Origin of the sequence: Pseudomonas asplenii, assembly GCF_001293465.1 — a bacterium.
In the GTDB taxonomy this organism is placed as follows: domain Bacteria; phylum Pseudomonadota; class Gammaproteobacteria; order Pseudomonadales; family Pseudomonadaceae; genus Aquipseudomonas; species Aquipseudomonas fuscovaginae_B.
In genome coordinates this window covers 49,247-72,944 of record NZ_JSYZ01000008.1, presented here as the reverse complement: position 1 = coordinate 72,944, position 23,698 = coordinate 49,247, and the positions used below count along the sequence as shown (strand labels likewise).

Below are 23,698 nucleotides of genomic sequence, written 5' to 3'. Positions count from 1 at the left end.
GCAGGTAGGGGTTTTGTCTTTTACGGCGTTGAAACGGGCGTTGAAACGTCCGGTGCAGGGCTTGCCCGTACAAAGGCCGCCTCCATCCTCCAGGCATAAAAAAACCACCTTCGCAGGTGGTTTTTCAATACCCGGGATTCACTCCCCGCGATAGATGCAACCGCTGGTGCATGTCTCGTGGATCCGGATCGCCGACAGCTCAGGCAGCAGTGGCTTCAGTTCCTTCCAGATCCACTTCGCCAGGTTTTCGCTGGTGGGGTTTTCCAGGCCGGGAATCTCGTTCAGATAGTTGTGGTCCAGGCGCTCGTACAGCGGCTTGAAGATCGCCTTGATCTCGGAGAAGTCACGAATCCAGCCGGTATGCTGGTCGATATCGCCGCTCAGGTGGATCGCCACCTTGAAAGAGTGGCCATGCAGGCGGCCACACTTGTGCCCGGCGGGCACGTTGGGCAGGCGGTGGGCGGATTCGAACGTAAACTCTTTGAAGATTTCCACGGTATTGTCAGCTCTGAAGAATGCATGCAGCTGGGCAGTTTAACAGTTCCGTTGCGGGAATAACCGTCTCAAAGCGCCAGCAGGCGCTCCGCCAGTCCACCGTTATCGGCCAGGTCGAGGAATTCGTCGCCCAGTCGCCGGCTTTCCTCCATCGCCTTGCGCCAGTAGCTCTGGCGACTCCGATCGTCGCCCATGAAGCGCTTGAAGTCGTTACGATCCGGCAGCTTGCCGTAGGGCAACCGGGCCAGGTATTCCTGCGAAGGGGCCAGCAGCAGGACATCCTGCAAGCGGTCAGGACTGCCGCGGCGCCATGGGAGGGTCTTGTCGAACCAGCCGGGTATGACCTTGTCGGTGAAATGTGGGTACAGCACCACATCGTCACCGCTGTAGGGCAGGTCCAGGTGATAGTCGAGCAACCCGCCATCGCGATAGGTGCCATTGCCGACGCCGACAATGTCGCGTACGCCCTCCATGACCATCGGGATCGATCCCGAGGCCAGCAGGCCCTGGCGCAGGTTCTCCGTCGCCAGCGGCAGCAGGCGCGAGGGAAAGTCCTTCAGGGGCAGCAGGGGAGGGGAGAGACGTGGGTCATGCAGGATCACCCGCTCGAAATGCCGGGCCAGGCGCGCACGGCCCAGCAGATTGTCGGCGATCACGGAAGACAGGCCCAAGCCGAGACGGCCCCGATGATCGTCCGCCAGCAGGCCATGGCTTTTGACGATGACCACGTTCAACCGGTAGCGTTCGTTGCTCAGGATCGAGGCATCGCGCCCCTCGAGCAGGTCATGCAGCATGCGCTCGCAACTGCGGCTGACCTGCGCCATGGTCACACCCTTGGCAAAACTCTGTTCGTTATAGAGTTGGCCCAGCCGTTCGATCCCCTTGGCAGCATCCGGCAGACAGGCGCTGGCAAACCGCCAGGCGCCAATCGAGGCACCGATCAGCGAACGTTCCCGTGGGCTGCCGGGTAGCCATTGACCGAACAGCGCCAGGTCCAGCCCCTGGATACCCAGGGCTTTCGGTCCACCCGCCGCGCCGGGCAGGGTGCCGACATCGGCGGCTTTCAGCCCGCTTTCACGAATGCGCCGATAGGCACGCTTGCCGGCCTTGAGCGTCAGCGCGGGATATTTGATATGGATCGCAGTCATACAGCTCTCGTTCTGTGGATAGCCGGATTATAGGGAAGGTTGTCGCGAGTCGCTGCGGGGGGCAGGAAAATCGACCGACCGTGCCTGAGGCGTGGACCGGCAATGGTCCAGGAAATTCAGCTTCATTTAAGTTGAAGTGGTTACCTTGTAACCGGTAACTGGCCATTTGCCATGGAGTGTTGTGATGAAAGCCCTGGGCACCGCTTTGGTCTTTTTGGCTCTGTGGGTCGCCACCTCCGAAGTCTCGGGTCGCGATATTGCCGTTGATGAGGCGGCGAAACTGCAGGCGGCAGGTACAATCCTGTCTCTTGATCGATTGGCCGCCATCGCCGGGGCCAGGCACCCCGGTGCACTGCCGAGCGATACCGGGCTGGAGCAGCGATACGGTCACTATATTTATCGGATAGAACTGCGCGACGCTCAGGGAGTTGAGTGGGAAATCGAATTGGACGCCGGTAGCGGTCAGGTTCTCAAGGACCATCAGGACAGGTAATGATCTTCTATTTGCGCGCCTGCAGTCTGTTGATGCTGGCAACCCTCTGTTCCCTGGCAGCGGCCAGGGATCTGGATCAGGACGAGGCCCTGCGCCTGCGCCAGCAGGGAGTGATACTACCCCTGGAAAGCCTGTTGCAACGGGCCATGGGCCATCATCCCGGGTCAAAGCTGCTGGAGGCCGAGCTTGAGACCAAGCACGGTCACTATGTCTATGAAGTCGAGTTGCTCACCCAGGCCGGTGTGGTCCGGGAACTCAAGCTCGATGCCAGCAATGGCGATCTGTTGAAAGACGAGGAGGACGACTGATGCGGTTGTTGCTGGTGGAGGATCACGTGCCCCTGGCCGACGAATTGCTGGCCGGCCTGGCTCGCCAGGGGTATGCCGTCGACTGGTTGGCCGATGGGCGCGATGCGGCCTACCAGGGGGCTGTCGAGCCGTATGATCTGGTCATTCTCGATCTCGGCCTGCCGGGCCTGCCCGGGCTGGAAGTACTGCGGCAGTGGCGGGCCGGTGGCCTGGGCATTCCGGTGCTGATCCTCACTGCACGCGACTCCTGGGCCGAGCGTATCGAGGGGCTCAAGGCCGGTGCGGACGATTACCTGACCAAACCCTTTCATCCCGAAGAGCTGCAACTGCGAGTCCAGTCGCTGTTGCGTCGTGCCCACGGCCAGCCGAACCAGCCGACCCTGAACGCCGCGGGCCTGCACCTGGACGAGGGTCGCCAGTGTGTCAGTCGTGACGGCGCGGAGATCCAGCTGACCGCCGCCGAGTTTCGCCTGCTGCGCTATTTCATGCTGCACCCGGAGCAGATCCTCTCCAAGAGCCATCTGGCCGAACATCTCTATAACGGTGAAACCGAACGGGACTCGAATGTCCTAGAAGTGCACGTCAATCATCTGCGCCGCAAGCTGGGGCGCTCGGTGATCGAGACCCGTCGCGGCCAGGGCTACCTGTTCGGTGGGGCCGGCGGGTGAGGTCGATCCAGCGCCGCCTGAGCCTGGGCCTGGTCAGCGTATTGCTGATCGTCGGCCTGATCGTTGCGCAGACCAGCCTCTGGTTGTTCGAAATGGGGCTGCAACGCTATCTGGAGGATGGCCTGCATGCCGACAGCGAGAATCTGCTGGTCGCCCTGGTACGTGGCCCCGACGGCCTGCAGCTGGATGAGCGCCGGCTGTCCCCGGCCTATCAGCGACCGTTTTCCGGGCACTACTTCCGAATCGATTTCGCCGACCATCACTGGCGCTCCCGTTCGCTCTGGGACCAGGACCTGCCGGTGCCGGAGCAGCCGGGGCTGCACGCCAACCTGCAATTGGGTCCGGAAAGGCAGATGCTGCTGGTATTGCGCTCGGACTACCGGCGCCTGGGGCAGTCGATCAGCATCAGCGTGGCCCAGGACTATACGCCGGTCCGGGAAAGCTTCCAGCTGATGCAGCGCATCGGCCTGGGGATCGGGCTGGCGGCGCTGATCGTGATCCTGCTGCTGCAGCGGGTCACTGTCCGCCGGGCCCTGCGCCCGCTGGAAAACGCCCGGGAGCAGATCGCCCAGTTGCAGCAGGGCAAGCGTTCGCAGCTGGAGACTCAAGTCCCTCAGGAACTTGAGCCGCTGGTGGCACAGATCAACCACCTGCTGGCCCACACCGAAGACAGCCTCAAGCGTTCCCGTAACGCCCTGGGCAATCTGGGACATGCCCTGAAAACCCCGTTGGCAGTGCTGCTGAGCCTGGCCTCGGATACCCGGCTGGATGCTCATCCGGGCCTGCGCCAGGTATTGCGCGAGCAACTGGAACAGATCGAACAACGCCTGAGCCGTGAACTGAATCGCGCGCGCCTGGCCGGTGACGCCTTGCCCGGCGTACTGTTCGATTGCGATACGGAGTTGCCAAGCCTGCTGTCGACCCTGGGGATGATTCATGGCGAGCATCTGTCGCTCAGCCACACCGCCCCGCCAGGCCTGCAACTGCCCTGGGATCGCGAGGACCTGCTCGAGCTGCTGGGCAATCTCCTGGACAACGCCTGCAAGTGGGCGGATGCCGAGGTTCGCCTGGGCATCGTGGAAACCGTGGGGGGTTATCGCCTGAGTATCGAGGATGACGGCCCCGGCATTCCCGAGCAGAACCGGGATGCGGTTTTCAGCCGAGGCACGCGTCTGGATGAGCAGACCACCGGGCATGGCCTGGGGCTGGGCATCGTGCGCGATATCGTCGATGCCTGGGGGGCGCAGATGCGCTTGTTGAGCAGCCCGCTGGGCGGGCTGCTGGTGACGATCGACTTGCCGCGCAGGAACTGAAGCCCCGCGCGCCCGGCCTCAGACCCGGAACTGGTCCATCAGGCCCTGCTGCTGGTTGGCCAACTGGTTGAGCGACTGGCTGACCCGTGCCGATTCGTTGGCCTGTCCCGACAGCGACTCGGTGACATCGCGAATGGTCGCCACGTTGTTGTTGATTTCCTCGGCCACCGCGCTCTGTTCTTCCGCCGCGCTGGCGATCTGAAGGTTCATGTCGGTGATGACCGTGACCGCACTGCCGATCTGCTGCAGGGCGGTCACCGCCTGGCTGACCTGCTCGACACTGCCCTGGGCCTGGCGATGACTGTTGCCCATCGAACTGACCACCTCGCGGGTGCCGTTCTGCAGCTCTTCGATGACCTGGCGGGTCTCCTCGACCGACTCCTGGGTGCGCCGGGCCAGGTTGCGCACTTCATCGGCGACCACCGCGAAACCGCGTCCGGCCTCACCGGCCCGCGCGGCCTCAATCGCCGCGTTGAGGGCCAGCAGGTTGGTCTGCTCGGCGATGGCGCGAATCACTTCGAGGACCGAGCCGATCTTCTCGCTGTTGGCCGCCAACCCTTCGACCTGGCCCATGGCATCGCTCATGTCGGCAGCCAGGTGACCGATGCTGCTGGTGGTACGGTCGATCACGGTCAGTCCCTGGCGGGTCGCCTGGTCGGCATCACGGGCGGCTTGTGCGGCCTGGGCGGCGCTGCGGGCGACATCCTGGGCGGTGGCGCTCATCTCGTGGGAGGCGGTGGCGACCTGGTCGACCTGGCGGTACTGCTGTTCCATGCCGGCGCTGGTCTGGGTGGCGATGGCGGCGGACTGGTCGGCGGTGCCGCGGGCGTCCTGGACCGAGCGCTTGACCTCGGCGATCACCGGTTGGAGTTTATCGAGGAAACGGTTGAACCAGCCGGCCAACCGGCCCAGTTCGTCCTGCTTGTCATAGTGCAGGCGGCGGGTCAGGTCGCCTTCGCCACTGGCGATGTCTTGCAGCATGTGGGCGACGGCGAGAATCGGCCGAGTCACGCTGCGTGCGGTGAGCCAGACCAGCAGCAGGCCGATCACCGCCGCCAGCAGGCCGAGGCCGGATTCGATCAGGGTGCCGGCGGCGCCGCGCTCGTCGAGCTGCGCCTTGAGCGCCTCGGCCGGTCCCACCAGCACCTTCTGCGGCACATCGAGCAGCACGCCCCAGGGCTTGCCGCCGGGGATCGGCTGGAAGGGCGCGAGGATCTTCAGTTGCTGGTGGGTACGCAAGACCTGTGTCTCGCTGCTGTTGGCCAGTTGCTGGATCAGCGCGGTGCCGTCGAGGCTATCGACCTGGTCCAGGCGCTGGCTGAGCTTGCTGGCATCCGGGCTGTAGCCGGCGAGCAGGCCGACGGGGCTGAGGATACTGACACTGGTCTGGCCATCGTAGAGCTTGCTGCTCGCCTGCTGGCTGACCGCTTGCAGGCTGTCGAGGTTGATGTCCACCGACAGCGAGGCGATCACCTTGCCCTCGAACTGCAACGGAAAGACGATGCTGGTCATCAGCACGTTGTGGCCGTCGATTTCGTAGAAGTACGGCTCGATCACGCACGGCTTGAGAGTGATGCGCGGGCAGGTGAACCAGGTGTTGTTCGGTTGGCCGCTGGGGCCGGTGCTGGTGTCGCTCATGTCGCTTTCCGGCAGCGACATGGAGGTCAGCCTGCCGGCGGTCGGTTGCGACCAGTAGAGGGCGAAGCGGCCCTTTTCGTTGCTGCCGAGTTTCTTCTGGCCGGCGAACAGTTCGTCCTTGCCGTCCAGCGCATTGGCTTCGAACACCAGGGACAGCCCCAGCAGGTCGGGGTTGGCCTGCAGGGCGGCCTTCACCTGGCGGGTCAGGTCCTCGCGCAGATCGAAGGCGTCGAGAAAGCGCTTCTGGGCCTGTTCGCGCAGAAACAGCACCTGGCGGGCGAAACCGTTGCCGTATTGGTAGGCATCCATGAACTGGCGGCGGATGATCAGCGCCTGGACTTCGCCCTGGGCCTCGATACGCGCCTGGGCGGCCTCGTTGAGCATTTCCATGCTCGAGGCCTTGACCAGTTCCGAACTGTGCTTCATGCGGTAGAGCGAGAGGCTGACCAGCAGCGTGACGATCCCCAACAGGCAGAGCCCGGCGAGCAGGGTGATCTTCCATTGGATGGAAAGCTGTCTGAGCGACATGTAACGACGTCCTTATTCTTTGAAATGCAGAGGTTTGGAAGGTTAACGGCATGCCTGATTTTTTCTTTATTTGAATGTTCAAATAAAAAACAATGACCGGCGTCAACGAAGGGTGGCTTTATCCCATCGAATGAACATCGATGAAAATCGACAATACGTCGTAAAAGGTCGATTTACTGTGGGGAAAACGAGGAACTTCGACTATTTCCTGCATCTGCACGGGCGTGCGGGCTGCTCAACTTTCCGCGATTCAGGCCGTTAAACCGTTACCAGCCCAATAATAAGAGAGCATCCCCATGCGCCTGAGTCTCAAGGCCAAAGTCCTGTCCCTCGCCGTCTTGCCGGTCCTGGTGTTTGCGGTGGTGATCAGCCTGACCACCGCGTTGATTCTGCAGAATCAGGCGCGCCATGAGGTTGAGGAAACCCGCCAGCAACTGATCGCCGAAGCCCGGGCGACCCTCAAGAGCTATGTCGCGGTGGCGATGACGGCGATCAAGCCGCTCTACGATGCGTCCGCGCCCGGTGACCAGGCTTCCCGCGACCAGGCCATCAAGCTGCTTTCGAGCATCAAGTACGGCAAGGACGGCTACTTTTTCGGCTACGACTCGCAGATCGTCCGCTTGTTCAAGAGTGACAGCCCCGACGGGCTGGGCAAAAGTTTCAAGGACACCCGCGACCCCAATGGCGTGTATGTCAACCGCGGCCTGGTCGAGGTGGCCAAGAATGGCACCCACTACCTGGAATACAGCTCGCCGCTGCCGGGCAAGGAATCGGTACTGGTGCCCAAGCTGGGTTACACCGAGTATCTGGACAAGTGGGACATGGCGGTCGGCTCCTCGGTCAACCTCGACGGGATCGAAGCCCAGGTCGCGGTGGTCCAGGCCAAGATCACCGAACGCATGGAGGGCGTGGTGCTGAGCATCGTCGGTATTGCCTTGCTGGTGCTGCTGGTGATTGCCATCGTGGGGATGCTGGTGGCCAATACCATCCTGCGGCCCCTGGTGCTGATGAAAGCCAACCTGGACGATATCGCCGCAGGCGAGGGCGATCTCACCCATCGCCTGGCAATCACCAGCCAGGACGAACTCGGGCAGTTGGCCGGGTCGTTCAACCGCTTCGTCGAGAAGATCCACAGCCTGGTGCGGCAGATCACCGAGATGACCGGGCAGTTGACCGGTTTGGTCGGCCAGGTATCCGAACAGGCCAACCGTTCGGAAGAGGCGATGGAGCGTCAGCGGCACGAGACCGATCAGGTCGCCACGGCGATCAACCAGATGTCCTCGGCGGCCCAGGAAGTGGCCCGCAGTGCCCAGGGCGCCGCGGTCGCGGCCCAGCAGACCGACGCCGAAGGCCAGGCGGCCAAGCGGGTGGTCGATGGCAGCATCGAGCAGATTCATGCGCTGGTGAAGGACATTCGCCACAGTGGCGTGTCGCTGGACAGCCTGCAGCAGGACGTGACGTCGATCGTCAGTGTGCTCGGGGTGATCCGTTCGATCGCCGAACAGACCAACCTGCTGGCCCTCAACGCGGCGATCGAGGCCGCCCGCGCCGGTGAGGCGGGGCGCGGTTTTGCGGTGGTCGCGGACGAGGTGCGGGCATTGGCCAGCCGGACCCAGCAGAGCACCCAGGAAATCCAGGGCATGATCGATCGCCTGCAGTCGGGGACGCAGTCGGCGGTGGAGGCGATGCGCCGTTCCAGCGAGGCTGGGGACGGTACCTCGGTGAAGGCCAACGAGGCGGGGGCTTCGCTGGATACCATCGCGCAACTGATCGGGACCATCAACGCGATGAACGCACAGATCGCCAGTGCTGCCGAGGAGCAGACGGCGGTGGCCGAGGAGATCAACCGCAGCGTGCACCAGATCGCGGTGGCGGTGGATAACGTCGCGGACCAGACCCAGCAGGGCGCGCAGACTTCCCGCAGTCTGGCGGACCTGGGGCAGCGTTTGGGCAAACTGGTGGGGCAGTTCCGGATCTGAGACCGGCGTTATCGTTCTTCGCGGATAAATCCTGCTCAGCGTTGAGTCGTACACCGAGGAAGGCTCGACACTGTGGGGTTTATCCGCGAAGAGGCCACCGCAGCCTCAGTGGATTTTACGGACCGACCTGGATATCGCGCATCAACAACCCGAACTCCAGCTCGACCTGATCCGGAATCGGCAGGTAAACCGTGTGCCCATCCCCCGGCGCCACCTCGATCGCCTCGCCGTTGCCATTGCGCAACTCACCCAGGTCGAAATGAAAGTTTCCCCTGGGCGTCATCAGTTCCAGATGGTCGCCCAACTCGAAACGGTTCTTCACCTTGACCTCCGCCAGCCGCTCGCGGCGCACGCCGGTCAGTTCGCCGACGAACTGCTGGCGCTCGGAAACCGAGCTGCCGTTCTGGTAGTTCTGGTACTCGTCATGCACGTGCCGACGCAGGAAACCCTCGGTATAGCCGCGTTGGGCCAGTGATTCGAGGTCGGTCATCAGGCCGCGGTCGAACTCGCGCCCAGCCACCGCGTCGTCGATCGCCTGGCGGTAGACCTGGGTGGTCCGCGCGCAGTAGAAGTGCGACTTGGTCCGGCCCTCGATCTTCAGCGAATGCACGCCCATCCGTGCCAGGCGCTCGACATGCTGCACCGCGCGCAGGTCCTTGGCGTTCATGATGTAGGTGCCGTGCTCGTCCTCGAAGGCCGGCATCGATGTTTCGGGGCGGTTGGCCTCCTGCAGCAGGAACACCTGGTCGGTCGGCGCTCCGAGGCCAAGGGTCGGCTCGACCACTTCGGGCTCGAAAACCTTGACGATCTCGCCGGTGAGGTTTTCCGTAGCCGGCTGCGCACTGTATTTCCAGCGACAGGCGTTGGTGCAGGTGCCCTGGTTGGCATCGCGCCGGTTCATGTAGCCCGATAGCAGGCAGCGCCCGGAATAGGCCATGCACAGCGCGCCGTGAACGAACACCTCCAGTTCCATGTCCGGCACCTGCTGGCGAATTTCCTCGATCTCCTCCAGGGACAGCTCCCGGGACAGGATGATTCGCGTCAGGCCCATCTGCTGCCAGAACTGCACGCTGGCCCAGTTCACCGTGTTGGCCTGCACCGACAGGTGAATCGGCATCTGCGGGAAGTGCTGGCGCACCAGCATGATCAGGCCCGGGTCGGACATGATCAGTGCGTCCGGCGCCATCTCGATCACCGGCGCCAGGTCCTTGAGAAAGGTCTTGAGCTTGGCGTTGTGCGGGGCGATGTTCACCACCACGTAGAAACGCTTGCCCTGGGCCTGGGCTTCGCGGATACCGAGGGCCAGGTTGGCGTGGTCGAACTCGTTGTTGCGCACCCGCAGGCTGTAGCGCGGCTGGCCGGCATAGACGGCGTCGGCGCCATAGGCGAAGGCGTAGCGCATGTTCTTGAGGGTGCCGGCCGGAGCCAGCAGTTCGGGGGCGGGGAAGGGCATGTGCGGACCGTCGGCAAAAGCTCGCGAGATTAAATCCTCCGGATTCGGCTTTTATTGATCTGGATCCAGACTTTGTGAACGAATCGCTGCGTTGGCCTGACTAAATCGTTGGGGGCCCTGCGCCCTGCGTTTTCCCGACATGGACCGGACATGAGCGAAGCTTCTCTGCACAACAAATTCCTGCTGGTGCTGCTGGCGCTGGTGACCGTGGCCTTCCTCTGGATTCTCCAGCCGTTCTATGGCGCGGTGTTCTGGGCGGTCATTCTCGGGATCGTCTTCGCGCCCTTGCAGCGCCGCCTGCTGCTGCGGCTGAAGGCCCGGCGTAACCTCGCATCGTTGTGCACCCTGGGAGCCTGCCTGCTGATCGCCGTGCTGCCGGTGATTGTCATAGGCGTGTTGCTGGTACAGGAAGGGACCGCGTTGTACCAGAGTATCGAAAGCGGTCGCTTGGACATCGCCGGCCACGTGGCGCAGTTCAAGCACCTGCTGCCAGGCTCGTTTCAACGGCTGCTCGATCGCTTCGGCCTGGGGGATCTCGATGGGCTGCAGGCCAAGGTGGTCGAGGGCGTGACCCAGGGCAGTCAGTTCCTGGCCAGCCAGGCTGTCAGCGTCGGGCAGGGCACCTTCGAGTTCGTGGTGAGCTTTTTCATCATGCTCTACCTGTTGTTCTTCTTCCTGCGCGACGGCCCGGAACTGGTGCGGCGGATCCGTACGGCGGTGCCACTGGCCGAACAGCAGAAACGTCGCCTGCAACTGAAGTTCAACCGCGTGGTGCGTGCCACGGTGAAGGGCAACCTGGTGGTGGCGGTGACCCAGGGCGGCCTCGGCGGGTTGATCTTCTGGCTGCTGGATATCCCCAGTGCCCTGCTCTGGGCGGTGGTCATGGGGTGTCTTTCGCTGCTGCCGGCGGTGGGGGCAGGGATCGTCTGGGCGCCGGTGGCCGTGTACTTCCTGCTGAGCGGGGCGATCTGGCAAGGCGTGGTGCTGGCGCTGTTCGGCGTGTTCGTGATCGGGCTGGTGGACAACCTGCTGCGGCCGGTCCTGGTGGGCAAGGACACGCGCATGCCCGATTACCTGATCCTGGTCAGCACCCTGGGCGGGTTGTCGGTATTCGGGCTGAACGGCTTCGTCATCGGGCCGTTGATCGCCGCCCTGTTCCTCTCCAGCTGGGATATCTTCACCGAGAACAAGAAACGCGTGAGATTGCCCTCCTGAGCGCGCGCCTCTGTAGGAGCCGGCGGTGCGGCGATCCGACTTGCCCGCGAAAGGGCCCTGGCTTCGACCCAATCACCTGAAACTGTAGGAAATCCCGGCGTACACCCCCATGCCTTCGCCCGGCACCGAACGCGCCGCGTCGGCCCCCTTGTCGTCATAGCCTGGCACCACCAGCGCGGCATAGTGCTGGTTGGTGAGATTGCGCAGGTCCAGCCAGGTCTGCCAGTCCCGCTTGGGCGAGGCGTAGCCCAGGGTGGCGCCGAACAACGCGTAGGACGAGGCATGGCGGGAGTTGGCGTAGTCCACGGCCATGCGCGAGGCGACCTGGGTATTCAGGCCGAGGTAGACGCCGGTCGGATGGTCGTAGCGGATCTCGGCCTGGTAGTAGTGCTGTGGAATGCCGGGCAGGCGGTTGTCGCCAAAGGCTCGGTCATCGCGGTAATGGAAGTCGCTGAGGGTGTAGGCCTGGCGCAGGCTGACCTTGCCCAGGGCCGGACGCTCCCACAGCAGGCTCTCCAGGCCGGCTTCGATACCCTGGTGCACGGTGGGGCTGGCGTTCACTTCGCCGGTGATCGTGGCCTGGGTCTGGGTTGCGGCCTGCAGCTCCACGGTCAGCAACTCGTGACGTACGGCCGAGTAGTACCAGGCCAGGTCCCACTTGCCGAGCCAGGACTCGCCGCGGCTGCCCAGTTCCAGGGTGGTGGCGGTCTGGTTCTGCAGTTTGATCGGTGTGCTTTGCAGACCGATGGCCGCGCCATTTCCCGCGCCGAAGCGGGTGCCCGAACTCCAGATCAGTGACCACGGATGCGGTGGTTCGACCGAGCGGCTGAGGTTGCCGTAGACCTGCAATTGCGGATTGAACTGGTAGCGCAGGCCCACGCGCGGCGCGTAGTCCCAGTCATGCTGGCTGACCTTGCCGCCGCTGGCCGGATAACTCACCTCGCTTTCGCGGCGGGTATAGATCATTGCCAGGCCGGTGGTCAGCCAGAGGTCAGGCAGCAGCTCAAGGTCATTGCTGGCGTGCAGCACGTTGTCCGAGCCCTGGTAGCTGAAGTCACGGGTCTTGGTGCCAGCCGGATAGCCTGCGGTGTTGCCGACAGGTATCCGCACATATTCCGAGGCTCCACTGTTGGGCAGGTGCCTGGTGCTGCGCCAACCGACGGTGGTCTTGCTGTCCAGGCCGAACAGGGTGTCGCGACGGATGTAGTTCAGGGTGCCGCTGACGTCGGTATAGGCCACCTTGAGGCGGTTGGGGCCTTCGCGCAGGTCCATCGGGTAGTCGTGATAGACCAGCCCCACCTCCAGCTTCGAATCGTCGTCCAGGTACATCGTGGTCTTGCTGCCCAGCCAGGTACTGCCCGGTTGCGGACGGCTGGCGTCGCGGCTGAGGTAAGACGGGTTGGCCGCGCGCGGATGGTGCTTGATCTGGTCCTGGGTCACTCGCCCGGCCAGCTCGTTGTCGGTTTCGCGATAGCGCAGGTAGAGGCGTGTCTCCAGCTCCGGGCTGAAGCGATAGCCGACGTTCGCCGCAATGCCCTTGCTGCTGCCTTGGGTATGGTCCTGGTAACCGTCGTAGTCCGAGTCGGTCAGCGACACGTAATAGTCCAGATCGCCCAGCACCTGCCCGGAGCTGATCTGGCGTTTGCGGTAGCCATAACTGCCGGTTTCGTAGCGCACCTGCAGGGGCGCGGCATCCCGCCCGGTGTGGGTGATGTAGTCGATGGCGCCACCGAGGGCCAGCGAGCCGCGCTCGAAACCGTTGGCACCGCGCAACACTTCGGCGCGGCTCAGCCACAGCGGCTCGAACAACTCGTAGGGTGTGCCGCCGGGACCGGTCAGCGGCAGGCCGTCGAACATCGTGTAGACACCCGAGCCGTGGGCGCCGGGCGCGCGGTTGATGCCCGAGCCGCGAATCGACACCTTGGTGCCGTCGTTGCCGGCCGACTGGGCATATACCCCGGGCTGATAGGCAAGCACATCCTGGTTGCCGGCGACACGGCCGTTCTCCACCTTGCCCAGGTCGACCAGGTTGCTGGCACCGGGCACCTGCTGCAATTGCTCGCGGGCTTCATCGATCTCGCTGACCTCCTCGCTGCGCACCTGGACTTCACCCAACTCGACGGAGGCGGGGGCGGCTTGCAACGGCGTACTGCACAAAAGGGCGAAAGGGAGCAGGGAAGAGGGGAGGGCGGTGCGCATCGACAGGTGCTCGGCGGAACAGGGCGGGCCAGCCTATAGAAGTCGAGAATGGTTCGCAACGCATTCGGCAGGCCCTGAAAACAAAACACCCCGCCAGAGTTGCCTCGGGCGGGGTGTCGGGTCCGGCTGGCCGTTTGCTTAGCTGGCCAGGACCGCGTGTTGCACCAGTTCCAGCAGCGGTTGCGGGTACACGCCGAGGAAGAAGGCCAGGATCGCGATCGCCAGCAGCATCACGCCACCCGCACGTTGTTCCCAGTGCAGTTGGGCATCGTGACGACGCAGGTTCGGCTCGATCAGGTACAGGGTGACCATCACGCGCAGGTAGTAGAAGACGCCGATGGCGCTACCGACCACCAGGGAGCCGATCAGCCACCAGTGCTGGGACTCGACACCGGTCGCGATGATGTAGAACTTGCCGATGAAGCCGGCGGTCAGCGGGATGCCGGCCAGGGACAGCATCATCACGGTCAGTACGGCGGTCAGGTACGGACGGCGCCAGAACAGGCCGCGGTACTCGTACAGGGCATCCATGTCGCGACCGTTGTACGGCGAGGACATCAGGGTGATCACGCCGAAGGCGCCGAGGCTGGTGATCACGTAGGTGACCAGGTACACGCCCATGGCTTCCAGCGCCAGGCCCTTGCTCGCCACCAGGGCGATCAGCAGGTAGCCGAAGTGGGCGATGGACGAGTAACCGAGCAGACGCTTGAGGTTGCTCTGGGTCAGCGCCAACAGGTTACCGACCAGGATCGAGGCTACGGCGATGACCGCCAGGACGTTGCTCAGTACGCCGCTGCTGGCCACCGGCGAGATCTGGAACAGGCGAATCATCACGGCGAACACGGCGACCTTGCTGGCGGTGGCCAGGAAGGCCGCTACCGGTGCCGGGGCGCCTTCGTAGACGTCCGGGGTCCAGAGGTGGAACGGTACCAGCGACAGCTTGAACGCCAGGCCGACCAACATCATGCCCAGGCCCAATTGGGCGATCGGGCTGGGCAGGCCGGTGGCCGCCAGGGCCTGGCCGATACCGGTGAAGCTCAGGGTGCCGGCTTCGGCGTAGAGCAGGGCCATACCGAACAGCAGGAACGCGGAACCGGCGGCCGACAGCACCATGTACTTGATACCGGCTTCCAGCGAACGCTTGTTGAAGAACGCGTAGGCCACCAGGCCGTAGACCGGTACCGAGAGCAGTTCCAGGCCGATGAACAGGCTGGCCAGTTGCTGCGCGCTGACCAGCACCAGGCCACCGGCGGCGGCCATCAGGATCAGCAGGTACAGTTCTTCACGGTTGCCCGGGTAGCCCGAACCGCCATCGCCCAGGTAGGCGTGGGCGAGGGTGACGCAAGCCAGGGTGGCGACCAGGATCAGCGCCATGTACAGGCAGGCGAAGTCGTCGATCTGGACCAGCGGGGTCACCGCCAGCGGGGCGACTTTCAGGGCTGGCAGGATCGACAGCAGCGCCAGGTTGAGACCGGCACAGGACAGCAGGAAGGTCTGTGAGTGGTTACGGCGCCAGGCGATCGCCAGCATCACCACGATAATGGTGAGGCTGGTGATCAGCAGCGGCGCCAGCGCGATAAAGTGTTGAATCGTGAATTCCATAGCGCTCTTACCGGGCCGAAGCGAGTTGAGTGAAGGCGGTGCCGAGCCACTGCTGCACGCCATGCATGGTGGCGGCAGAGGTGTCGAGGAACGGTTGCGGGTACACGCCGAGGTAGATCAGCAGTACTGCAAGGCCGAGCACCATGGTCAGTTCACGACCGTCCATACCGTGCAGCACTTCATCGGACTTGGCCGGGCCGAAGTAGGCGCGGTGGATCATGATCAGCGAGTAGACCGAACCGAACACCAGGCCGGACGTGGCGATGGCGGTGATCCATGGCGCGCTGACGAAGGTACCGATCAGGATCAGGAACTCGCCGACGAAGTTGCCGGTACCCGGCAGCCCCAGGGAGGCGGCGGCGAAGAACAGGCTGATGGCCGGCAGGTAGGCGATCTTCGACCACAGGCCGCCCATTTCACGCATGTCGCGGGTGTGGGTGCGCTCGTACAGCTGGCCGCTGAGGATAAACAGGGCCGCTGCCGACAGGCCGTGGGCCAGCATCTGGATCACCGCGCCTTGCAGGGCCTGCTGGCTGCCGGAGTAGATACCGATCAGCACGAAGCCCATGTGCGAGACGCTGGAGAAGGCGATCAGGCGCTTGATGTCGGTCTGGGCGAAGGCCAGGAAGGCACCGTAGAAGATCCCGATCAGACCCAGGGTCATGGCGATCGGCGCGAACTCGGCCGAGGCGTTCGGGAACAGCGGCAGGGCGAAACGCAGCAGGCCGTAGGCCGCGGTCTTCAGCAGGATACCGGCGAGGTCGACGGAACCGGCGGTCGGTGCCTGGGCGTGGGCATCAGGCAGCCAGGAGTGGAACGGTACCACCGGCAGCTTCACCGCGAAGGCGATGAAGAAGCCGAGCATCAGCAGGTACTCGACACCGTGCGACATCTTGGTCTTCAGCAGGTCGGCGTAATTGAAGGTGATCACGCCGGTGTTGTTGAAGTTCACCAGGACCAGGCCGAGGATCGCCACCAGCATGATCAGGCCGGAAGCCTGGGTGAAGATGAAGAACTTGGTCGCCGCGTAGATCCGGGTCTTCTTGCCGTCCGAGGAGCTGTGACCCCAGAGCGCGATGAGGAAGTACATCGGCACCAGCATCATTTCCCAGAAGAAGAAGAACATGAACAGGTCGAGGGCGAGGAATACGCCGACGACACCGCCCAGGATCCACATCAGGTTCAGGTGGAAGAAGCCCACGTGGCGCTGGATCTCTTTCCACGAGCAGAGTACCGAGAGGATACCCAGCAGGCCGGTCAGCAGGATCATCAGCAGCGACAGGCCGTCGAGGGCCAGGTGCACGTTGATGCCGAAGCGCTGGATCCAGACGTGCTTGAACTCGATGGCCCAGGTCGGATCGGCGCCAGGCGCCGGTGCCAGGTGGTAATCCCCGTGCGCCCACAGCCAGAGGCCGAGGGCGAGTTCGAGGGTCATGGTCAGCAGCGCAATCCAGCGGGGGAGGGTGGCGCTGGTGCGCTCACCCAGCCAGCACAGCAGGCCGCCGATGAAGGGGATCAGGATTAGCCAAGGCAGAATCATGACGGGCTCAATTCCTTTCGCAATGTCGCAAGGTTCATAGTCAGACCGCTACCAGTACGATGGCGCCGAGCACCACGACTGCACCAGCGGCGATCGACGCGGCATACCAACGCAGTTGACCGGTCTCGCTGCGGCTCAGGGCGGTGTGACCGCCCTTGGCCAGGCGCGGGATCAGGCCGATGGTCTGGTCGAGCGGGTCTTTGCGCAGCACATGGCTGATCGCCAGGTAAGGCTTGACGAACAGTTTGTCGTAGATCCAGTCGAAGCCCCAGGCGGCGAACCACCAGGCCGAAAGGATGCGTCCGATGCCGCTGTTGGCGATGGCCGTCACGAAGCGACGCTTGCCCAGGAACAGCACCGCAGCCAGCAGGATACCGGCCAGGGCGATGGCGCCCGAGGCGATTTCCAGGCTGTGCTTGGCTTCGCCGCCGGCGTGACCGGCGCTTTCCGGCAGTACGCCGGCCAGTGGTGGGTGAATCCAGGCACCGACGAAGGTCGACAGCACGATCAGCACGCCCAGCGGCAGCCAGTGGGAGATACCGTGGCCGGCATGGGCTTCGGTCTTGGCTTCGCCGTGGAAGGCGATGAAGATCAGGCGGAAGGTGTACAGCGAGGTCATGAACGCACCGACCAGGCCGGCGTACAGCAGGCCATGGTTACCGCTGGCGAAGGCTTCCCAGAGGATTTCGTCCTTGGAGTAGAAGCCGGCGGTCACGATCGGCAGGGCGGCCAGGGCGGCACCACCGACGATGAAGCTGGCGTAGGCCAGTGGCAGTTTTTTCCACAGACCGCCCATCTTGAAGATGTTCTGCTCGTGGTGGCAGGCGACGATCACCGCACCGGAGGCAAGGAACAGCAGGGCCTTGAAGAAGGCGTGGGTCATCAGGTGGAAGATCGCGCCTTCCCAGGCGCCGACGCCCAGGGCCAGGAACATGTAGCCGATCTGGCTCATGGTCGAGTAGGCGAGGATACGCTTGATGTCGGTCTGAACCAGCGCGGCGAAGCCGGCGAGAACCAGGGTCACGCCACCGACGATTCCCACCAGATGCAGGATATCCGGCGCCAGGGCGAACAGGCCGTGGGTACGGGCGATCAGGTAGACACCGGCGGTCACCATGGTCGCAGCGTGGATCAGTGCCGAAACCGGGGTAGGACCGGCCATCGCGTCGGCCAGCCAGGTCTGCAGGGGCAGTTGGGCCGATTTACCGACCGCACCACCGAGCAGCAGCAGGGTCGCCAGCACGATCCAGAAGTCGCCGACCTTGAAGTGCTCAGGCGCCTTGACCAGCAGTTCCTGGATATTCAGCGTGCCCAACTGCTGGAACAGGATGAACAGGCCGATAGCCATGAACACGTCGCCGATGCGGGTGACGATGAAGGCCTTCAGTGCCGCGTTACCGTTGTTGCGGTTGCTGTAGTAGAAACCGATCAACAGGTAGGAGCACAGGCCCACGCCTTCCCAGCCGAAGTACACGAACAGCAGGTTATCGCCGAGCACCAGGAACAGCATGCTGGCGATGAACAGGTTGGTGTAGGAGAAGAAGCGCGAGTAGCCGTCTTCACCGCGCATGTACCAGGAGGCGAACAGGTGGATCAGGAAACCCACCCCGACCACCACACCGAGCATGGTGATCGACAGGCCGTCGATGTACAGGGCGAAGTTGGGGGCGAAGCCCTCCACCGACATCCACTGCCACAGCACCAGGGTGTAGTGGCCGCCTTCAGGAGGCGCAACGTTGAACTGCCAGATCACGTAGGCGGCGACGATCGCCGACAGGCCGATGGAGCCGACGCCGATCAGGGCCGAGAGGTTTTCCGAGAGACGTCCACGGGAGAACGACAGCAGCAGGAAACCGATCAGGGGGAATACGAAAGTCAGAAAGATCATGTTCATCCGCGCATCTCACTGGCAGCGTCGATATCGAGCGTGTGGAAGCGGCGATACAGTTGCAGCAGGATCGCCAGGCCGATACTGGCCTCGGCGGCTGCCAGGCTGATCACCAGGATGAACATGATCTGTCCATCCGGTTGCGCCCAGCGTGCGCCCGCGACGATGAAGGCCAATGCGGCGGCGTTCATCATCACTTCCAGGCTCATCAGCACGAAGAGAATGTTGCGGCGGACCATCAGGCCGACCAGGCCGAGGCAGAACAGGATGCCGGCGACGGCCAGACCATGTTCCAGAGGGATAGCAGGCATCGTATTACTCCTTCGCCTCGTTGCGGCCCAGGTGGAAAGCCGTGATGGCTGCGGCGAGCAGCAGCATCGAGGCCAGTTCGACGACCAGCAGGTATGGACCGAACAGGCTGATGCCCACGGCCTTGGCGCCTACGGTGGTTTGACCGATGCCGACACCGCTGCTGTGGCTGAACAGCACGTACAGCAGTTCGGCCAGCAGCAGGGCGGCGAGGATCACCGGCCCGATCCAGATCCCGGGCTTGAGCCAGGTGCGTTCCTGCAGCACCGAGGCGGGCCCGAGGTTGAGCATCATCACCACGAAGACGAACAGCACCATGATGGCGCCGGCGTAGGCGATCACTTCCAGGGCGCCGGCGAACGGGGCGCCGAGGCTGAAGAAGGTCATCGCCACGGCGATCAGCGAAATGATCAGGTAGAGCAGGGCGTGCACGGGGTTGGTGTTGGTGATCACGCGAAGCGTGGACACCACTGCGATACCCGATGCGAAATAGAAAGCGAATTCCATCGTTCTTCCTTAAGGCAGCAAGCTCTTCACGTTGATCGGTTCGGCTTCGTTCTGGGCGGCGCCTTTCGGCTTGCCGGCAACGGCCATACCTGCAACACGATAGAAGTTGTAGTCAGGGTTCTTGCCGGGGCCGGAGATCAGCAGATCTTCCTTTTCGTAAACCAGATCCTGACGTTTGAACTCGGCCATTTCGAAATCCGGCGTCAGCTGGATCGCGGTGGTCGGGCAGGCTTCCTCGCAGAGACCACAGAAAATGCAGCGCGAGAAGTTGATGCGGAAGAACTCCGGGTACCAACGACCGTCGTCGGTCTCGGCCTTCTGCAGCGAGATGCAACCGACCGGGCAGGCCACGGCACACAGGTTGCACGCCACGCAGCGCTCTTCGCCATCGGGGTCGCGGGTCAGGACGATGCGGCCGCGGTAGCGCGGTGGCAGGTAGACCGGCTCTTCCGGGTATTGCAGGGTGTCGCGCTTGCGAAAGCCATGGCCGAAAATCATCACCAGGCTTCGCAGCTGGGTACCGGTACCCTTAACGATGTCACCAATATATTTGAACATGGGTCAAATCCTCACTGAACCGCGCCGGCGGGCGTGTTCAACAACACGAGCGCAGCGGTCACCAGCATATTGATCAGGGTCAGTGGCAGGCAGAATTTCCAGCTGAAGTCCATCACCTGGTCATACCGTGGGCGCGGGATCGAGGCGCGCAGCAGGATGAACATCATGATGAAAAACGCGGTCTTCAGGGCGAACCAGACGAACGACAGTTGCGGCAGGATGCCGAACGGACCGTGCCAGCCACCGAAGAACAGGGTGACCAGCAGTGCCGAGATCAGGATGATGCCGATGTACTCGCCAACGAAGAACATGCCCCATTTCATGCCGGCGTATTCAATATGGTAGCCGTCGGCCAGTTCCTGTTCCGCTTCCGGCTGGTCGAAGGGGTGACGGTGAGTCACGGCCACGCCGGCGATGAAGAAGGTCAGGAAACCGAAGATCTGCGGGATGATGAACCACAGGTGCTGGGCCTGGTATTCAACGATGTCGCGCATGTTGAACGAGCCGACCTGGACCACGATGCCCATCAGCGACAGGCCCATGAACACTTCGTACGAAACGGTCTGGGCCGAGGCCCGCAGACTGCCGAGCAGGGCGTACTTGTTGCTGCTCGACCAGCCGGCGAACAGTACGGCGTACACCGACAGGCCGGCCATGGCGAAGAAGAACAGCAGGCCGATGTTCAGGTCCGCCACACCCCAGGTCGGGGTGATCGGGATGATCGCGAAGGCGATCAGCAGGGCGCTCATGGCGACCACCGGTGCCAGGGTGAAGATCACCTTGTCGGCGAACGGTGGGGTCCAGTCTTCCTTGAAGAACATCTTCAGCATGTCGGCGGCGATCTGGAACATGCCGAACGGGCCGACGCGGTTCGGACCGTAGCGGTCCTGCCACCAGCCCAGCAGGCGACGTTCGACGAAGCTCAGCAGTGCGCCGCAGACCACCACGGCCAGCAGGACCACGATGGCCTTGATGACCGTGAGGATCACGTCAATCACTTCAGGGGTGAACCAGGTCATTGAGCCGCCTCCTGCAGACCGTCAACGGATTTGCCGAAAATCGCCGGCGGGATACCGGCCAGGCCAGCCGGCAGGGCTACCAGGCCAGCGCCCAGTTGTTCATTGACGCGCAGCGGCAGACGCAGGGTGGTGCCGGCCACGTTGAGGCTCAGCAGGGCACCGTCGTTGACGCCCAGGCGGTCCGCTTCGGACTTGGCCAGTGCGACGTAGGCGGCCGGGATGCGCTCCTGCACCGGCGCGGCCTTCGAGGAGTTCTCCTCGCTGCCGAACAGATGATAGAACGGTACCGCCTGCCAGGTGCCGCGCGATGGCGAGAAGGCAGCCGGTACGCTGGTGAACCAGCCCAGGTTGTCGCCACGGCTTTCGATCAGGCGGATGCCCGGGTCACCGGCACGAATGTGGCCGCCGACTTCGTCCTGGAACTTGTTCCAGGCCTGTGGCGAGTTCCAGCCCGGCGACCAGGCGAACGGCACCTGCTGGCGCGGTTCGGCGGAGCCCGAGTAGCCTTCCATGGAGAAGGCGAACGCGGTGTCCTGATCCTGCGGGGTGCGTGGCTCGTGCACGCTGATGTTGGCGCGCATGGCGGTACGACCGGAGTAGCGCAGCGGTTCGCGGGCCAGTTTCAGCCCCTTGATGCGGAACGCAGCCGACGGTGCGGCGTCGACGATAGCGGCCAGTTGCGGCGCGCTGGCGGCGCAGGCGGCGGTGACGTGGTCCAGCTGGGTCCAGTCCACCGGCTTGTTCAGCAGGGTCGCACGCAGGGCGTGCAGCCAGCGCCAGCCTTCGTGAACCAGGATGCTGGCGTCCATGTATTGCGGGTCGAAGACCTGGAAGAAGCGCTGGGCGCGGCCTTCCTGGCTGACCAGGGTGCCGTCGCCTTCGGCGAAGGTCGCCGCCGGCAGCACCAGGTGGGCGCGGTCGGTGGTGGCGGTCTTCTGGTGGTCGGCAACGATCACCACCTTGGCGGCCTTGAGGGCGGCGTCGACCTTGGCGGCGTCGGTACGGGTGAACAGGTCGTTCTCCAGCACCACGATGGCATCGGCACGGCCGGAAATCACCGCGTCCAGGGCGGCATCGACGGACTCGCCACCGAACATGGCCAGGCCGAGGCTGTTGGCCTCAGGCACGACCAGGCTGATGGAGCCTGCCTTCTCGCGCAGCTTCAGGGCCTTGGCGATGTTCGCCGCGGCTTCGATCAGTGCCTTGGAACCCAGGGAGGTACCGGCGATGATCAGTGGGCGCTTGGCCGCGAGCAGGGCGTCGGCGATACGCTGGGCCAGTTCGCGGGCTTCGCTGTCCAGGCCTTCGACGGCCGGTGCGCTGGCGTCCAGGGCGTGGGCCACGGCGAAGCCGAGGCGGGCCAGGTCATCCGGTGCGGCGTGCACGCACTCCTCGGCGACGTCGTCGAGCTTGGTTTCCGCGAGGCTGGCGATGAACAGCGGGTTCAGCGCGTTCTGGCCGATGTTTTTCACCGCGGCGTTGAGCCACGGCTGTACGCGCATCGCGTCGGCCATGTCCTCGGCCTTGCCCTTGACCGACTGGCGCAGGGCCAGGGCCAGGCGGGCGGCGGTCTGGGTCAGGTCTTCACCGAGGACGAACACGGCGTCGTGGTCTTCGATGTCACGCAGGTTCGGCACGGGCAGCGGGCTGTCCTTGAGGACTTGCAGCACCAGGCGGATGCGCTCCAGCTCGGACGCTTCGATACCCGAGTAGAAGTGCTCGGCACCGACCAGTTCCTGCAGCGCGTAGTTGCTTTCCAGGCTGGCACGCGGCGAACCGATACCGACGATGTTGCGACCGCGCAGCAGGTCGGCGGCCTTGTCCAGGGCGTTGTCCAGGCTCAGCCTGGTGCCGTCGGCCAGCAGTGGCTGGCGTGGACGGTCGGCGCGGTTGACGTAGCCGTAACCGAAGCGGCCACGGTCGCACAGGAAGTACTGGTTCACCGAACCGTTGAAACGGTTTTCGATGCGCCGCAGTTCGCCGTAGCGCTCACCGGGGCTGATGTTGCAACCGCTGGAGCAGCCATGGCAGATGCTCGGGGCGAACTGCATGTCCCACTTGCGGTTGTAGCGCTCGGAGTGGGTCTTGTCGGTGAACACACCGGTCGGGCAGACCTCGGTGAGGTTGCCGGAGAACTCGCTTTCCAGGGTGCCGTCTTCGACGCGACCGAAGTACACGTTGTCGTGGGCGCCGAATACGCCCAGGTCGGTACCGCCGGCGTAGTCCTTGTAGAAGCGCACGCAGCGGTAGCAGGCGATGCAGCGGTTCATCTCGTGGGCGATGAACGGACCGAGTTCCTGGTTCTGGTGGGTGCGCTTGGTGAAGCGATAACGGCGCTCGTTGTGGCCGGTCATCACGGTCATGTCTTGCAGGTGGCAGTGACCGCCTTCCTCGCAGACCGGGCAGTCGTGCGGGTGGTTGGTCATCAGCCATTCGACGACGCTGGCGCGGAACGCCTTGGACTCTTCGTCGTCGATGGAAATCCAGGTGTTGTCGGTAGCCGGGGTCATGCAGGACATGACGATACGACCACGGGTGTCGTTCTCGTCGTTGTACTGCTTGACCGCGCACTGGCGACAGGCACCGACGCTGCCAAGAGCGGGGTGCCAGCAGAAATAAGGAATGTCGAGGCCCAGCGACAGACATGCCTGTAACAGGTTGTCTGCCCCGTTGACTTCGAGTGCCTTGCCGTCTACGTGGATAGTGGCCATGGTTCAAAGTTCTTCGTTGGCCCGCGTCTGCGGGCGTGGCTAATGGAATCCTATACTCGCCTGGCGCGTCTAGGCGCGGCTGCAGACGAGGAAGAGGGCGGCATGCACCGCCCCCCTTCGATACGTG

General features: G+C 63.7%; 18 protein-coding genes and 3 pseudogenes. 7 read left to right on the top strand and 14 right to left on the bottom strand.

What is annotated here, in order from left to right:
* Positions 1–138 precede the first annotated feature (138 nt).
* Both queD and PF66_RS11975 read right to left on the bottom strand, forming a co-directional pair.
* The gene (queD, locus tag PF66_RS11980) at positions 139–495 is read right to left on the bottom strand and encodes a 6-carboxytetrahydropterin synthase QueD (protein WP_054060215.1); all 357 of its coding nucleotides are present in this window, start codon (positions 493–495) and stop codon (positions 139–141) included.
* Positions 496–563: 68 nt separating this feature from the next.
* Positions 564–1,643, bottom strand: a complete 1,080-nt coding sequence (locus PF66_RS11975; RefSeq protein WP_054060214.1) for a hypothetical protein — start codon at positions 1,641–1,643, stop codon at positions 564–566.
* 184 nt (positions 1,644–1,827) lie between these two features.
* On the opposite strand from PF66_RS11975, the gene PF66_RS11970 reads away from it, so the two are divergent.
* Genes PF66_RS11970 through PF66_RS11955 form a run of 4 tightly spaced genes read left to right on the top strand, consistent with a single transcriptional unit; the run spans position 1,828 to position 4,425 of the window.
* Entirely contained in the window at positions 1,828–2,136 is a 309-nt protein-coding gene (locus PF66_RS11970) for a PepSY domain-containing protein (protein WP_054060213.1), read from the top strand.
* Complete coding sequence (locus PF66_RS11965) at positions 2,136–2,444, top strand: PepSY domain-containing protein (protein WP_054060212.1); 309 nt, start codon at positions 2,136–2,138, stop codon at positions 2,442–2,444. The genes PF66_RS11970 and PF66_RS11965 overlap by 1 nt, the downstream gene beginning before the upstream one ends.
* On the top strand, positions 2,444–3,112 hold the full coding sequence (locus tag PF66_RS11960; RefSeq protein WP_054060211.1) for a response regulator transcription factor: 669 nt from the start codon (positions 2,444–2,446) through the stop codon (positions 3,110–3,112). The genes PF66_RS11965 and PF66_RS11960 overlap by 1 nt, the downstream gene beginning before the upstream one ends.
* A complete protein-coding gene (locus PF66_RS11955) occupies positions 3,109–4,425 on the top strand; it encodes an ATP-binding protein (protein WP_054060210.1) in 1,317 nt (438 codons plus the stop codon). Before PF66_RS11960 ends, PF66_RS11955 begins: the two co-directional genes overlap by 4 nt.
* 18 nt (positions 4,426–4,443) lie before the next feature.
* Here the strand turns inward: PF66_RS11955 and PF66_RS33930 are convergent.
* Together PF66_RS33930 and PF66_RS33925 are read right to left on the bottom strand one after the other, a co-directional pair.
* Positions 4,444–4,956, bottom strand: a pseudogene (locus tag PF66_RS33930) (methyl-accepting chemotaxis protein); the annotation flags it as partial.
* 345 nt (positions 4,957–5,301) lie between these two features.
* Positions 5,302–6,372, bottom strand: a pseudogene (locus tag PF66_RS33925) (HAMP domain-containing protein); the annotation flags it as partial.
* A gap of 515 nt (positions 6,373–6,887) precedes the next feature.
* Here PF66_RS33925 and PF66_RS33920 point away from each other — a divergent pair.
* Together PF66_RS33920 and PF66_RS33915 are read left to right on the top strand one after the other, a co-directional pair.
* A pseudogene (locus tag PF66_RS33920) lies at positions 6,888–7,712 on the top strand (cache domain-containing protein); the annotation flags it as partial.
* 36 nt (positions 7,713–7,748) lie between these two features.
* Positions 7,749–8,570, top strand: a complete 822-nt coding sequence (locus PF66_RS33915) for a methyl-accepting chemotaxis protein (protein WP_416773533.1) — start codon at positions 7,749–7,751, stop codon at positions 8,568–8,570.
* Between the two features lie 115 nt (positions 8,571–8,685).
* Here the strand turns inward: PF66_RS33915 and yegQ are convergent, their stop codons facing one another.
* The gene (gene yegQ, locus PF66_RS11940; protein ID WP_054062807.1) at positions 8,686–10,023 is read right to left on the bottom strand and encodes a tRNA 5-hydroxyuridine modification protein YegQ; all 1,338 of its coding nucleotides are present in this window, start codon (positions 10,021–10,023) and stop codon (positions 8,686–8,688) included.
* A gap of 150 nt (positions 10,024–10,173) precedes the next feature.
* Between yegQ and PF66_RS11935 the strand changes: the two genes are divergently transcribed.
* The gene (locus PF66_RS11935; RefSeq protein ID WP_054057221.1) at positions 10,174–11,238 is read left to right on the top strand and encodes an AI-2E family transporter; all 1,065 of its coding nucleotides are present in this window, start codon (positions 10,174–10,176) and stop codon (positions 11,236–11,238) included.
* 72 nt (positions 11,239–11,310) lie between these two features.
* On the opposite strand, the gene PF66_RS11930 is transcribed toward PF66_RS11935, so the two are convergent.
* The 9 genes from PF66_RS11930 to nuoG form a co-directional block, all read right to left on the bottom strand.
* Positions 11,311–13,437, bottom strand: coding sequence for a TonB-dependent receptor family protein (locus PF66_RS11930; protein WP_054057222.1), 2,127 nt, complete (start codon positions 13,435–13,437; stop codon positions 11,311–11,313).
* A gap of 138 nt (positions 13,438–13,575) precedes the next feature.
* A complete protein-coding gene (gene nuoN, locus PF66_RS11925) occupies positions 13,576–15,039 on the bottom strand; it encodes an NADH-quinone oxidoreductase subunit NuoN (protein WP_054057223.1) in 1,464 nt (487 codons plus the stop codon).
* A gap of 7 nt (positions 15,040–15,046) precedes the next feature.
* Positions 15,047–16,579, bottom strand: coding sequence for an NADH-quinone oxidoreductase subunit M (gene nuoM / locus PF66_RS11920; RefSeq protein ID WP_054057224.1), 1,533 nt, complete (start codon positions 16,577–16,579; stop codon positions 15,047–15,049).
* A gap of 40 nt (positions 16,580–16,619) precedes the next feature.
* Entirely contained in the window at positions 16,620–18,473 is a 1,854-nt protein-coding gene (gene nuoL, locus PF66_RS11915) for an NADH-quinone oxidoreductase subunit L (RefSeq protein WP_054057225.1), read from the bottom strand.
* Positions 18,470–18,778 (bottom strand): NADH-quinone oxidoreductase subunit NuoK, encoded by a 309-nt coding sequence (gene nuoK / locus PF66_RS11910; RefSeq protein WP_017131317.1) that lies wholly within the window; start codon positions 18,776–18,778, stop codon positions 18,470–18,472. The genes nuoL and nuoK overlap by 4 nt, the downstream gene beginning before the upstream one ends.
* 4 nt (positions 18,779–18,782) lie before the next feature.
* Complete coding sequence (gene nuoJ / locus PF66_RS11905; protein ID WP_054057226.1) at positions 18,783–19,283, bottom strand: NADH-quinone oxidoreductase subunit J; 501 nt, start codon at positions 19,281–19,283, stop codon at positions 18,783–18,785.
* Positions 19,284–19,292: 9 nt separating this feature from the next.
* Positions 19,293–19,841, bottom strand: a complete 549-nt coding sequence (gene nuoI, locus PF66_RS11900; protein ID WP_017903633.1) for an NADH-quinone oxidoreductase subunit NuoI — start codon at positions 19,839–19,841, stop codon at positions 19,293–19,295.
* A gap of 11 nt (positions 19,842–19,852) precedes the next feature.
* Positions 19,853–20,860 (bottom strand): NADH-quinone oxidoreductase subunit NuoH, encoded by a 1,008-nt coding sequence (gene nuoH, locus PF66_RS11895; RefSeq protein ID WP_054057227.1) that lies wholly within the window; start codon positions 20,858–20,860, stop codon positions 19,853–19,855.
* Positions 20,857–23,571 carry an NADH-quinone oxidoreductase subunit NuoG gene (gene nuoG, locus PF66_RS11890; RefSeq protein WP_054057228.1) on the bottom strand — a complete coding sequence of 905 codons (2,715 nt, stop codon included), beginning with the start codon at positions 23,569–23,571 and terminating at the stop codon, positions 20,857–20,859. Before nuoG ends, nuoH begins: the two co-directional genes overlap by 4 nt.
* Positions 23,572–23,698 lie beyond the last annotated feature (127 nt).

Bases quoted from the DNA above. Each gene is read 5' to 3' on its own strand.
- PF66_RS11975 (WP_054060214.1), bottom strand. From the start codon at position 1,643: ATGACTGCGATCCATATCAAATATCCCGCGCTGACGCTCAAGGCCGGC.
- PF66_RS11970 (WP_054060213.1), top strand. From the start codon at position 1,828: ATGAAAGCCCTGGGCACCGCTTTGGTCTTTTTGGCTCTGTGGGTCGCC.
- PF66_RS11965 (WP_054060212.1), top strand. From the start codon at position 2,136: ATGATCTTCTATTTGCGCGCCTGCAGTCTGTTGATGCTGGCAACCCTC.
- PF66_RS11960 (WP_054060211.1), top strand. From the start codon at position 2,444: ATGCGGTTGTTGCTGGTGGAGGATCACGTGCCCCTGGCCGACGAATTG.
- PF66_RS33915 (WP_416773533.1), top strand. From the start codon at position 7,749: ATGACCGGGCAGTTGACCGGTTTGGTCGGCCAGGTATCCGAACAGGCC.
- yegQ (WP_054062807.1), bottom strand. From the start codon at position 10,023: ATGCCCTTCCCCGCCCCCGAACTGCTGGCTCCGGCCGGCACCCTCAAG.
- PF66_RS11935 (WP_054057221.1), top strand. From the start codon at position 10,174: ATGAGCGAAGCTTCTCTGCACAACAAATTCCTGCTGGTGCTGCTGGCG.
- PF66_RS11930 (WP_054057222.1), bottom strand. From the start codon at position 13,437: ATGCGCACCGCCCTCCCCTCTTCCCTGCTCCCTTTCGCCCTTTTGTGC.
- nuoN (WP_054057223.1), bottom strand. From the start codon at position 15,039: ATGGAATTCACGATTCAACACTTTATCGCGCTGGCGCCGCTGCTGATC.
- nuoM (WP_054057224.1), bottom strand. From the start codon at position 16,579: ATGATTCTGCCTTGGCTAATCCTGATCCCCTTCATCGGCGGCCTGCTG.
- nuoL (WP_054057225.1), bottom strand. From the start codon at position 18,473: ATGAACATGATCTTTCTGACTTTCGTATTCCCCCTGATCGGTTTCCTG.
- nuoK (WP_017131317.1), bottom strand. From the start codon at position 18,778: ATGCCTGCTATCCCTCTGGAACATGGTCTGGCCGTCGCCGGCATCCTG.
- nuoJ (WP_054057226.1), bottom strand. From the start codon at position 19,283: ATGGAATTCGCTTTCTATTTCGCATCGGGTATCGCAGTGGTGTCCACG.
- nuoI (WP_017903633.1), bottom strand. From the start codon at position 19,841: ATGTTCAAATATATTGGTGACATCGTTAAGGGTACCGGTACCCAGCTG.
- nuoH (WP_054057227.1), bottom strand. From the start codon at position 20,860: ATGACCTGGTTCACCCCTGAAGTGATTGACGTGATCCTCACGGTCATC.
- nuoG (WP_054057228.1), bottom strand. From the start codon at position 23,571: ATGGCCACTATCCACGTAGACGGCAAGGCACTCGAAGTCAACGGGGCA.